At 67.8% G+C, this 11,915-nt stretch carries 7 protein-coding genes; 3 read left to right on the top strand and 4 right to left on the bottom strand.

Translation table 11 applies throughout. The features are described from left to right. From AB1634_06705 to AB1634_06715, 3 genes are all read left to right on the top strand, one after another. Positions 1-1,381, top strand: a 1,381-nt coding sequence (locus AB1634_06705; GenBank protein ID MEW6219214.1) for a hypothetical protein, incomplete at its 5' end; no start/stop codon positions are given. Next, the gene (locus AB1634_06710; GenBank protein ID MEW6219215.1) at positions 1,344-3,248 is read left to right on the top strand and encodes a hypothetical protein; all 1,905 of its coding nucleotides are present in this window, start codon (positions 1,344-1,346) and stop codon (positions 3,246-3,248) included. The genes AB1634_06705 and AB1634_06710, both read left to right, overlap by 38 nt. A gap of 296 nt (positions 3,249-3,544) precedes the next feature. After that, positions 3,545-6,448 carry a toll/interleukin-1 receptor domain-containing protein gene (locus AB1634_06715; GenBank protein ID MEW6219216.1) on the top strand — a complete coding sequence of 968 codons (2,904 nt, stop codon included), beginning with the start codon at positions 3,545-3,547 and terminating at the stop codon, positions 6,446-6,448. A 136-nt stretch (positions 6,449-6,584) separates the two neighbouring features. On the opposite strand, the gene AB1634_06720 is transcribed toward AB1634_06715, so the two are convergent. The 4 genes from AB1634_06720 to AB1634_06735 form a co-directional block, all read right to left on the bottom strand. Beyond that, positions 6,585-7,781, bottom strand: coding sequence for a type II toxin-antitoxin system HipA family toxin (locus tag AB1634_06720; protein ID MEW6219217.1), 1,197 nt, complete (start codon positions 7,779-7,781; stop codon positions 6,585-6,587). Beyond that, positions 7,782-8,027, bottom strand: a complete 246-nt coding sequence (locus AB1634_06725; GenBank protein MEW6219218.1) for a helix-turn-helix transcriptional regulator — start codon at positions 8,025-8,027, stop codon at positions 7,782-7,784. It abuts the gene before it with no gap. Positions 8,028-8,117: 90 nt separating this feature from the next. Further along, positions 8,118-10,478 carry a fibronectin type III domain-containing protein gene (locus AB1634_06730; GenBank protein ID MEW6219219.1) on the bottom strand — a complete coding sequence of 787 codons (2,361 nt, stop codon included), beginning with the start codon at positions 10,476-10,478 and terminating at the stop codon, positions 8,118-8,120. A 172-nt stretch (positions 10,479-10,650) separates the two neighbouring features. Continuing rightward, complete coding sequence (locus AB1634_06735) at positions 10,651-11,829, bottom strand: HD domain-containing protein (protein ID MEW6219220.1); 1,179 nt, start codon at positions 11,827-11,829, stop codon at positions 10,651-10,653. Positions 11,830-11,915 lie beyond the last annotated feature (86 nt).

Below are 11,915 nucleotides of genomic sequence, written 5' to 3' on the forward strand. Positions count from 1 at the left end.
GGGAAGAAAAACCAGGGAAGGTAAGGACGGAAGGGCGGGAAGAAGAACCTGCGGCCTTTTCAGCCGCCCAAGGCTGCCGACTTTCTCACCGGCAAAACCTGCGGGGTTTCAGGTCGGCGGTAATACACTGCCGGTCGAGAAGTTGGCCACCTTCTCCGGCGAGTGCGCCGACCTGGGCGAGTACGCAGCGCTGGTCGCTTCCACCGCGGCTCTTCTCAGCGGGCTGGCGGAGAATGGCCACCTGGCCGCCGACACGATACAAACGGCCGAGCGCTCTTTCCGCCAACGGGGCATATGGCACAGCGTCGCCCCCGACATCAGGTGGGATGGTCCGATCTACCTGGATGAGCTCAGCCTCACCTATTTGCAGGCAGCCGGCGTGCTGGAAGAGGTCTGCAGCTGCGGGCTGGAAATCCGGGTCCATCCCTCAACCCAGGAGCGCCAGCGTGAGCTGATCGCCGCAGGCCACAAAGGGCAGGAGACGGTCAAGTTGTTGGACAAGATCCGGGTGCTGTTGCGGAATGCGATCGAGGAAGGCAAGGCCGTCTTCCTGCCTTACAGGCTGGGGGAAGAGGCTGGCCAGCGTCAAGAACAGGTCGCCCAGGATTCGGCGTTGGCATGGCTGCGGGCGGACCAGGCCGCTTGCGATGTGGTGTTCTTCGACGACCGCTTCCTGAACAAGTATCCGTTCGTTGTCAGTGAGCAGGGCCAGAACTTGCCCATTCTGTGCACCCTGGACCTTCTTGCGCATCTGGAAGACCGGAAGATCATCACCCGGAAGCAGCGCTGGGAGAAGCTCCACCGCCTGCGCACCGGCGGGTTCTTCCTGGTGCCGGTGGAGCCGGACGAGCTTGAGGCTCGCCTGCGGAAGGCGCGGTTCAACGATGAGGGTGTGCTGGTGGAGACCGTCGAGATGAGGGTGATACGCCAATCCCTCATGCGGGTGCGGAGTCTGGCCGCCCTGCAGCAGCCGGCGGAGACCTGTTTCCTCGATGGGCTTCGTATCGTTTGTCTCGCGGTCATCTGGCGGCTCTGGCGTGACCAGTCAGTCCCGGTGGATCATGCCGTCCAGCTCTGCGACTGGGTGTGGCGCAACCTCGCCCCCTCCCCCCTGGACTGGGCGCACACAGCTCAGGGGCAGGAGGGGCTCCTGCCCCTGCCGGAGGCGTTGGCTGTGCACATCAAGCGACTGCTGCACCTTTCGGCAGCCCTTGAGGGGGAACGTCACACCGCCGCCAAGCAATGGGTGGAGGCCGTTGTGCTCGAGCCCCTCCTCCCGGCGAATTCGGGACTGCTGGAGCCAACGGTGAGACAAACCGAGAACTGGATCGAGAGACTGAGCGATGAGATCGCAAGACAGACAACAGAAGGAAACGGCTGAGCTCCTTTGCCATCGTCTTCCCAACCCCATTCGCACCCGCGTGCTGGACGACGATACGTTCTGGGGCCAGTTCGGGCCACCCGGTGGGGCGGTTGTTACGATCGCCGGCTGTCCCATCGACCAGGGAGCTCTTTTCCAGACAGCCCGGGAGACCTGGGCAGATAGACGCGAACGCCGGCTGGTCGACCGGCATGGGCGAAACCTTCGCATGGTGCTGGAAGACGGTGAGGTCATCCTGAGGGACATCCCAGAACGTGCCGAGCATCCCGATTGGGTCCGCCTTCCCTACTTGGCAGTGTTCTCCCCTGACTCCAGCAAGCGGCTGGCCGCAGTTGACAACGTGCAGGATGCGGTGGGGCCAACAGTCGACCTCGCCACCCTTCGGACGGCTGCTGCTGCTCGCGAGCTTGCCGACCATGATGCAGCGGCGCTCGTGGGAGAGCTTGCGGGCGGGGTGGAGGCGATTCATCGACGCATTGCCGAGGCCTTCCGGACCGGGAAGACCGGTCGCCCAGCACTGATTCCGGATCGCCTGGCATACTACGAGAAGCTCTGCGGCCCTGCTCCGGACGCCACACCTCCCGAAGATTACCTGCGGGTGGATCTGCCGCTGTACCGCAGAAAGCTCCTCCGCCGCGATCTCGCGCGCGGTCTGGAGATTTGCCTGCTGGGCGCTCTTCGAAATGATCAGTGTCCTGGGCAATGGGTCGAGGACGTTCCCGATGACCTTCTGTGGGACGCCCTGACCCTCTGCAGTCCCACCGATGACCCTTTCTCGCTTCTTGGCGCTCTGGACGTCGCCCTCTATCGGCATCACGACAAGCGCTTCCGCGACCTCGCCCGGAATGCAACAGCCCGGCTGCTTCAAGATACTTTCCCCCGGCCGGATGGCATCGACACTTATGAGTTCTTGCCGTTGCTCGCGGAGCTCACTCTTAACCATCTCAACACACGAGAGGACTGGGCGACGCGGCGACCGCCGTTCTGGAAGCGCCTCTGTGCCTGGATGCATGCGGGATTTCTTGCGCGGGTGACATTGGACTATGTGGTCAAGTTGGACACGTTTCGCGACTGGGCGGACTCATGCATGAGGCCTGCCGGACAGTATGCACAGCTCCTCGACCTGCGCCGCGAGCCGATGCTTTGGGCTGCAGGTATGACGCGGTTGTCCTTGCGTCATGAGATCGTCGGGCGTCTGACAATGCTTCGAACCCACCACGGGGATCGGATGCCGATGACCGGGGAGATTGACCAAGTCCTGACCGCAGGTGCGCGGCCATTCTGTTTCATGCCGGGCCCTCTTGACGGCCACCTGCGTCCAAGACAGATGGGGGGACGCCTCGTGTCCGCGGACGACGCCTCCGCGTTCGCGGCCGAGCTGGGCGAAGACCCGCTCGGAGTATTCTTTCCCGGGTGGGCCCACGGGGCACAGCTCTTCGATCTGGGCGAAGAGGTCCTTGCAAGGATCCGTTTCGTGAGCGAGGGACTGCGTTTCCCAGAAGACAAGGAGGCTCGCAAGAAGCTCGTATCCCTGCTTGCCTATGCCTGTGCCATTTCTGCCGCTCACCCGGATATCGATCTCGCTCGTCTGCTCGGCGCCAAGATCGTTCTGTGGGCGCCGGAGATGAGGACCGCAGCCGGCGCCATCGCCGGGCTACGGATTCTCATCATGGCCGGGGCCGCCTTCGAGGATGACCGGCAGTGGGCCAGTTGGCTGGAAGAGCAGTTGGCAGAGTATGCCGCCCGCCTGCCGGCCGGCGAGGTCTCCCGGGTCTTCCTGGCTCACCTCGGGGAGCTGAAGACCGTTCTCGATCTTACCCTGGGGATCCATTGCCGAGCGGAGGCTTTTGCGTCCGCCGCCAGTTGACGCCTTAAACTGGCCGCCACTGCAACCAGATGCTGGAACAGCAGGCCCCCACGCGAGGACCCGTCGGGAGCCCTCTGGGCAAGGCGGGGCACCCGGTCCATCCGGGAACGGGCCCCCGGCCACTCTCTCCGGGTAGCCGGGGATTCTCACTCATGACCGGTCTCCTGGGCTGGCCCGCGGCCATTCAGAGCATGCAAAATCAGCATGGTAACTCCGGTTCTTTCGGACTTGCCATGCCAAAAGAGGCACATGCCGGCCCCTTCTGCCCCGTCCGGATGCCCTGGGAGTCAAAGACCATGAGCGCCAAAACCGTCTTCATCAGCTACCGCCGGGACGCCTCTGGCAAGCCCTTCGCCCGGGCGCTCAAGCAGGAGCTGAAGCACCGGGGCTACGACGCCTTCCTGGATGTGGACGACATGGATGCCGGCCGTTGGCAGGCCCAGATTGAGCCGGAGATCCGGGGCCGCGCCCACTTCCTGCTGATCCTGACCCCCGGCGCCCTGGATCGGTGCGCCGACGAGGCCGACTGGCTGCGGCGGGAGCTCGCGCTCGCCTTGGCCTCCTGCCGGAACATTGTGCCGGTGCGGGAGGAGTCCGTGGATCTGGGCGAGCTGCGGCAGCACTGCCCGGAATGCATGCAGGGAGTCCTGGATCTGCAGGTCTGCTGTGTCCGCCACGATGCCTTTGAGCGGGATGTGGACGAGCTGGTGGACCGCTATCTCCCGCCGCACAAGGCCTCGAAGCCGGCCGTGGAGCTTGCCCACGAGTGCCTGGTCGCCCCTCCCCGCCTGCGCCAAGGCGCCGAGCGGCTGTTCGGCCGGGATGAGGAGCTGGCCTTCCTGGACCGGGCCTGGGAGGACCCGGCCATCCATGTCCTCTCCCTGGTGGCCTGGGGTGGGGCCGGGAAGACCGCCCTGGTCGTGGAATGGATGAACCGGCGCGCTGCTGCCGGCTGGCCGGGCTTCGAGCGGGTCTTCGATTGGACGTTTTGCCGGCCGGCTCCCCAGGAACAGGGTGAGGCATCGGCGGACACCTTCACGGCGGCGGCCCTGGATTTCTTCGGCGACCCGGGTCTGGCCCGCAGTGCCGCCTCGCCATGGGACAAGGGGGCGCGACTTGCCCGGCTGGTGGCCGAGCGCCCCAGCCTGTTGGTGCTCGATGGCCTGGAGCCCCTCCAGCACCCGCCAGGCGCGCAAGGGGGAAAGCTCAAGGATCCGGTGCTGGAGGTCCTGATCCCCAGTCTGGCCAGGCAGAACCGGGGGCTGTGCCTTCTGACCACCAGGGAGGGTGTGGCGGATCTCGAGCCCTACCGCGCCACGACCGCGCCGGTTCTTAGGCTGGAGAGGATGTCTGTCGCGGCGGGGGTGGCTTTTCTTGCGAGCTTGGGGGTGCACGGCTGTGCCGCGGAGCTTGTCCGGCTGGTAGACGATACCGCAGGCCATGCCCTCACCCTGCGTCTGGTGGGCAGCTATCTTGCCAAGGCGCATGGCGGCGACGTACGCCGTCGGGATCGGGTGCGCCTGGGGCGGGCGAACCCGCAGATCCAGGGCGGCTGTGCCTTCGAGGCCATGGCCGCGTACGAGAAATGGCTTGCCCAGGGCGGCGAGGCGGGTGCACGCCAGCTGGCGCTGCTTCGTCTCCTGGGTCTCTTCGACCGGCCGGCAGATCCTTCCTGTCTGGCGGCCCTGCTCTGTCCGCCGGCCATCCCCGGCCTTACCGATCCCCTGGTCGGTATCGATGAGGAGGACTGGAACTGCACGGTCACTGAGCTTCGGGTCGACTGCGGCCTGATCGCCGCCGCCACACGGGAAGGAGATGGTCCAGGGGGACTGAGCCTCGATACCCATCCGCTGGTCCGGGAGTACTTCGCCAAGCGGCTCCAGGAGAAGAATCCCGATGGCTGGCGGGAGGCTCACCGCCGCCTCTACGAGCATCTGAAAGCCAGCACCGCCCCGCAGCCGGAGACCCTGGACGGCTTGCAGCCCCTCTACCAGGCCGTAGCCCATGGCTGCCGGGCCGGGCTGGCTGAGGAGGCGTGCAACGAGGTCTACCGGAGCCGGATTCTCCGGCGGGGGGAGTTCTTCAGCATCAAGCAGCTCGGCGCCTTTGGCGCGGATCTGGGTGCCGTGGCCTGCTTTTTTGACCAGCCCTGGGGACGGACCCTGCCTGGGCTTTCGCCCAGACATCAGGCATGGCTTCTGAACGAGGCGGCGTTTCGCCTCCGCGCTCTGGGCCGCCTGGCTGAGGCCCTTGAGCCGATGCGCGGCGGACTCCGGAGAGGGGTGGAGCTGAAGGACTGGCACAACGCAGCCCGGGGGGCAAGCAATCTCAGTGAGCTGGAGCTGGCCCTGGGGGAGGTGGCCGCGGCGCTGCGGGATGCCGAGAAGTCCGTTGATTTCGCCGACTGCAACGACGATCCCTCTGAAAGCGCCTCCCGCCGGACCACCCTGGCCGATGCCCTCCATCAGGCCGGCCACCCTGCGGCGGCCCTGGCGCTTTTCCGCGAGGCGGAGGATCTCCAGGCCGCCAAGCAGCCCGCCTATCCGCTGCTCCGTTCCCTGCGGGGCTTCCGATACTGTGACCTGCTCCTGGCTGAAGGTGAGCGCGCCGCCTGGCGGCGGCTCCTGGGCAGGTCCGACTCCGCGGCGGCTGCCACGCAGGACGCAGGCGGGAGCGCTGCGGAGCACCGGGAAGTCCTCCAGCAGATCGCGAGCCGCGGGCAGCAGATGCTCGACCGGCGGGCCCCCGACGATACCCTGCTCGACACGGCTTTCAATCATCTGATCCTGGGCCGGGCCAACCTGTACCGCAGCCTGCTGGCTCCGACTCCGGCAGAAGCGGCGGAGGCCGGCCGGGCTGCCCGGGACCGGCTTGCGGACGCCGTGCAGAGCCTTCGCCGTGCCGGCACCCAGCATCATATCCCCCGCGGCCTCCTCAGCCGGGCCTGGCTGCGCGCCGGCGCCGGTGACGCTGCCGGCGCCCGGGCCGATCTGGACGAGGCCTGGGAGATTGCCGAGCGGGGGCCGATGCGGCTGCACCTGGCGGATATCCATCTCCACCGTGCCCGGCTGTTCTTCCGTACCGACCTGGCCCAGGCCGGCCAGGACCTGGCCGCGGCCCGGGTCCTCGTCGACCAGTGCGGTTACCACCGCCGGGACCAGGAGCTGCAGGATGCAGAGGCAGTGCTGGGAGCGGGGTGAAGGGTCGGCCGGATCCGCCGGCGGGAGGTGAAGCCCGCGGCAGCGCACCGGGCCCGGGGGAGCCGGGGCCTCCGGCAATGCACCCATGCGGGGTCCGCCCCGCGCATGGCGAGGCTCGCATGCCCCCGCCTCGCGCTCATCGGGCGAGATCCGCCAAGCCGGCCTCCCAGGCTGACAGCATCGCCACCCCGACTTCGTGGAAGCCGGGGTGCTGCGCGATGCGCTCGCGCACGAGTCCCCGGGTGTCGGCCACCGCCTCGGCGGTGCGCGCGAAGATCTCTCGAATCGTTCCCACCGGCAAGAAGAGGTGCGCCCGGGCAAACCGCTCCAGCACCCGGCGGGGCCACCACTTCTTGCTCCCCTCCAGCGTCAGAGCCGGCACGTCGTTTCGGAGGTACGCCGCCGTGGTGACGACGTCGTACACCGGCGCCAGCCGAACCGGTGCCCCGGGGAAGGGGTAGAGCACGCCGAAGTTCTTCAGGTGGGCATCGCCGTTTCTGACCAGTACCGACAGGACCAGGGTGGCGAAAAACTGCGCCCGGGCCGCCGGCAGGTGCTCGCCGGAGACGAAGTCGCCAAGGGTGCGGGCGACCCGTTCGTAGCTTCCCGTGTACTTCTGGGCCGTTCCCAGCGCCTGCAGGCTGCACAGGTCCTCGAAGCCGAGGGGGGCGCCGTCCGGGTCGAGGTCGAAGCGCCGCATCACGAAGAGGCCGCCGCTTTCCGAGAGGAAGAGCTCGGGCACGGGCAATCCGGCCCGCCGCGCTGCCGTCATGCACAGGAACTCGTTGGCGGCCAGGTGCGGAAAGTCCGCGCCCTCCGCTTTCACGATGTAGCCGGCAGCGGCCAGGGTGCCTCGGCTGGCAGCCTCAAGCAGCACCTTGGGCTGGACGCCGGAGACCCCCGAGCGGAGGGCGTAGCGCTCCACCAGCTCGCGGAAGAGCTCCCGGGCGTCGGGGTAGGTCAGGAGATCCTCCAGCGACTCCGGGGTCTCCACGATCCTGGGCACGCCCTCCTCGGGGAGAGCGAAGCGGTTTCTCCCCACCTGGTTTCCGCCGGTCACCCGGAGGATGGCCAGGTCGTCTTCGCCCACCACCTTGGCGATCGCACGGCGTATCGCCTCCAGGAGCGCGCCTTCGGGGAGGTTCATCTGAAAGATCGGGTGCAGGTCGCGGCTCAGCCAGCTCTCGAGGCGCACCGGCATGGTGAGGGAGACCCGGCTTTCTGCCGGTGCGCCGGGCGCATAGGCAAAGACATACTCGTACGGCTTTTCCCGCGCCAGCAGCCCCGCTCGGGCTCCCCCACCCCAGACCGCGAGGGATCGGACGGCGTCCACCTACCGGCCCTCCTCCGCACGCAGCTCATCCAGTGTCGGCGGCTGGCCGGCGGGCCGGACCCGCAGCTCCAGCTCCAGGAGCTCCAGCAAGCGGATCAGCTTGCGCACGCCCACCTCGGGCACCGTGCCGTTCTCGATCTGGCCGATGGTTGTGCGGCTCATCCCCAGGGCAGCGGCGACCTCGGCCTGGGTGAGCTGTCGCGCCTTGCGCGCCAGCCGGACTTGTTTCCCGATTTGGAAGAGCATGGCAGCATGCTATAGGATGCATGAGAGCCATCCAAGCGAAAAATGTATGTCATACGATGCAATGGCGCCGATCCACCTGCGACCGCCCGCTCACGGTACCACCGTGACACTGGCGCAGTTGGTGACCAGCGAGTAGCCCCAGGCTGCCGGCGGCGGTGAGCCGGTCCAGGCCCGCACGATGTACGAGTAGGTGACGTCACCGGTGACCTGGGTGTCGCTGGCTGTCTCGGCATCGGGGCTGGCGCTGGCCGCAAGGCTCCAGCCTGGTCCACGACAGCCGCCATCCTTGCGGAAGACCTGAAAACCGTCCTCTTCATCGGCCGGCGGGGTCCAGGTCAGGGTTACCTGCCCGGCTTGCGCCGTGGCGGTGAGGCCCGTGGGGGCGAAGGGCACCACCGCCGCGGCGGTGGCCGGCGAACAGCCGGCGCTGTTGCAGGCCTGCACCTGATAGGCGTAGCTGGTGCCTGCGTGGTTGCCCAGGGCCGTGGTGTCCCGGTGCCGGGTGGCGTTGGCCGCCAGGGTGCGGAGGATGGTCCAGGGGCCGGCGCCGGCCTTGCGGAACAGCTGGAAGCCGGTCTCATCCGCCGAGCTGTCGGTCCAGGCGATCTGCACGGTGGTCGTTGATGCGGACCAGGCCTCGAGGCCTCGCGGGGTGGCCGGCGTGCCCTCCCGGCCGGTCACGGTGGAGGCACAGTTGGAAGGGGCGGAGCCGCCCGCCTGGTTGAACGTCCGGACGCGGTAGGCGAAGGCAGTGCCCGGCGGCAGACCGGTTTGGAGGTGGAAGGCCGCATCCGTCTCCTTGACCGCGATGCGGCGCCAGGGCTGCGCGGCCGCGCAGCCGCCCTTTTTCGTTTCCACCAGGAACCCCATCTCGTTGTCGGCGTTATCCGTCCAGGCCAGGACCACCCGGGTGGGGGAGACCGCTCGGGCGCTGAGGCCGGCGGGCGGCCAAGGGCTCACCGGCGCCGGCTCCCCGGGGAGCTGGAAATCGATGCGCTTGATCAGGGGCAGAGCCGGCTGATCACCCGCGTAGTCGAAGAGGTCGCCATGCCCGGCGTAGTCGCGACCACCGACGGACCAGCGGCCGATACCGGTGTCGGTGATCGGCTGCGGGCTGTCGCCGCCTATCTGGGAGATGTCCTTGACGGCGAAGTGGATCACGGTGCCGGCGGTCAGCCGGTCGAGGTCAGCGAAGGAGGCGAGGGTGAAGGGTGCCCACACCGACTGGTAGTAGGGCCAGTGCTTGGCAAACCGGCCGTCGGTGCGCTCGGCGATGGCGAAGCGCTCATCCGCCAGGATGTGGGCCGGGGTGGCGTGGTCCCAGGTGGCGTTGGTGATCGGTGCGAAGGCGTACCGCAGCTCGTAGGTCGAGTAGCTGTACGGGTTGTTCTTGTACTTGTCCATGAAGCCGATCTCGAAGGAGCGGCTGGCCGGCAGCCAGGTGACCGCCGGGGTGGCGATGGTTTCGTTGTTCTGGGGCTCGGGATCGTGGCGGAACGCGACCTCGTCGAGCCAGACGTCGTACGGCGCGTCGCCGATCCCCTCGTACGGCTTGAAGGTCAGGTACCAGCGGTACCAGCCGTTGAAGTAGGCCACCCCCATGTCCCGCAGGCTGCGGCTGGGATAGGGATAGCTTTCGGCGCCCGACCAGGCGTTGTTGTGCTGGGGGTGGCCGTCCACCAGGACGTGGGTCCAGCCGCCGCCCTGGTTGCAGATCTCGTGGTACCAGTGGCCGCCATCGCCGTTGTACGGTCCCAGGTTCACGGTGGGCTCGGGCCGCATGCCCGAGCCGCCCGGGCCGTTGGTCAGGGTGGCCGGGGCGTGGTAGTAGACGCTCAGACGGTTGGCGCCCTGGGCCTCCGGAAAGGGAGCCGGGGCGCTGGCGGGGCTGTTGTTGGCAAAGTAGAGGTAGGGGTGGCCGACCCGCACGCCATGGGCCACCGGATCGATGCCCTGGGCCAGCAGATCCAGGTAGTGCTCCTTGCTGGTCACAAGCTCACCGTGCGTGCCGGTGCTGTTGACGCCGCCGGTGACGCGGAAGCGCAGGCTGTGGCCTCGGACGGCCTGCTCGCCGTCGATCTCCAGGAAGCCGTAGGTCGAAAAGCCCATGTGGGCGCTGTTGTAGGTGTTGAGGTACTGGTAGAAGAAGCCGGCGATGCCATCGTGGGGAGCCGGGTAGGGCACCGTGCTGCGCCAGCCGGCCCAGTCGTTGGTGGTCATGGGCAGGGTGGGATCGGGATGGCTGCTGGCGGTGGTGTACAGCCAGTCGCCACCATCGCCCGGGATCTCGGCAGCGCCGGTCACCGGCAGCTCGTCAAAGCTGGCCAGGAAGACCCTGCTGTCAAAGCTGTCCGGTCCGGCGGTGGCCGGCGTCCCCCCCGCCAGGTCAAGGCAGGTCACGACCAGGATCAGGACCAGGACGACGGCGGGACTGCATGGACGCTTTCGCATGGCGATTCTCCGATCATGCTCCAGGGGATCCCAAAGAACAGACGCGCATTTCTCTATCGTAGCACAGATCGGCCGGCGGCAGGTTTGGGAGGCCGCCGGAGGCGGGGGGAGAACGGCTGGATCGGGAGGGGCGGGTTGGCTGCCCGTGGGCCTGACCGGACTCCCGGGCGGCTTACGCCGGCAGCAGGCGGCCGGAACGGACCGCGGGCAGCGGGCAGCCCAGGGCGGCCGCCTGCTTGCGGAAGTAGGCATCGGTCATGCCGGCGATGAAGTCCCGGACGATGGCCGCGGCGGTGTGGCTGTCCCGGTACAGGGGGTCGAGGTCGTCCAGGTGGTCCCGGAAGATGGCGGCGCGGCGCCGCTCGGCCAGGAGATCCTCCAGGCTGCGGGCAAAGAGGACCTGGAAGGCGGCCTCGATGAGGTGGAAGTCCTTCTTGATGAGCGGATTGAGGTAGATGCGCTGGTAGTTGAAGGCCTTGAGGCTGCGCAAGGCCTCGGCCACCTCGGCGGAGAAGCCGATGCCGCCCTGGCGGATGCCGCCGGCGACGACGTCGGTGACCAGCCGGTAGACGATCTTGCCATTGGTGTCGCCCAGCACCCTGGTGCAGGGAGCGGGCAGGTCATCCCGCCGGATCAGGGCCAGGGTGATGGCGTCCTCGATATCCCGGCCGATGTAGCTCACCGTGTCGGTCAGGCGGACCACGCAGCCTTCCAGGGTCATGGGCGACAGGGAGAGACCGGGGTCGACGGCCTTGGCGGCGAGCTCCTGGTCGAAGACGGCGAAGTCCTTGTCCGGCATGGGCGAAAGGGTATCGTCGTGGATCTCGCCGTCATGGGTGAGAATGCCGTCCAGGGTCTGCAGGCAGAGGTTCATGCCCCGGCCCCGGCGCTCGATGCGCTCCAGGAACTGGATGCTGGCCAGGTTGTGCTGGAAGGGCGGCAGGCCATGGCTCCGGGTGAGGGCGGCCAGATACTGCTCGCCCTGGTGGCCGAAGGGGGGATGGCCGATGTCGTGGCCCAGGGCGATGGCCTCGATGAGGTCCTCGTTCAGGCCCAGGTGGCGGCCGATGGTGCGGCCGATCTTGGAGACCAGCTGCACGTGGAGCACCCGGTGGGTGATGTGGTCGTTCTCCATCAGGGAGAAAACCTGGGTCTTGTCGATGTAGCGGGTGTAGGCCAGGGAGTGGAGGATGCGGTCGGTGTCGATGGCAAAGGCCTGGCGGTGGTCGGCGGTCCCCTCATGGCGGCGGCGCCGGCCCTGGCTGCTGAGCGTTGCCTCCGGGGCCAGGAAGCTGGCCTCCCGGGCGTCGAGCTGGTCCCGGAGCCGCGCCAGGGCGTCGGTGGTGGTCATTGGCATCCTCACTGGTGTGCCCGTTTCGGCAACCGTTGCGGCCTCGGCTCGACGGGAGCCCGGAGGAGGAGGCAGGACGGGCGGCC

This window comes from Thermodesulfobacteriota bacterium (assembly GCA_040755095.1).
Lineage (GTDB): Bacteria > Desulfobacterota > Desulfobulbia > Desulfobulbales > JBFMBH01 > JBFMBH01.

What these genes read in the sequence shown, in the direction of transcription:
- AB1634_06710 (MEW6219215.1), top strand. Translation starts at nt 1,344, where the DNA reads ATGAGATCGCAAGACAGACAACAGAAGGAAACGGCTGAGCTCCTTTGC.
- AB1634_06715 (MEW6219216.1), top strand. Translation starts at nt 3,545, where the DNA reads ATGAGCGCCAAAACCGTCTTCATCAGCTACCGCCGGGACGCCTCTGGC.
- AB1634_06725 (MEW6219218.1), bottom strand. Translation starts at nt 8,027, where the DNA reads ATGCTCTTCCAAATCGGGAAACAAGTCCGGCTGGCGCGCAAGGCGCGA.
- AB1634_06730 (MEW6219219.1), bottom strand. Translation starts at nt 10,478, where the DNA reads ATGCGAAAGCGTCCATGCAGTCCCGCCGTCGTCCTGGTCCTGATCCTG.
- AB1634_06735 (MEW6219220.1), bottom strand. Translation starts at nt 11,829, where the DNA reads ATGACCACCACCGACGCCCTGGCGCGGCTCCGGGACCAGCTCGACGCC.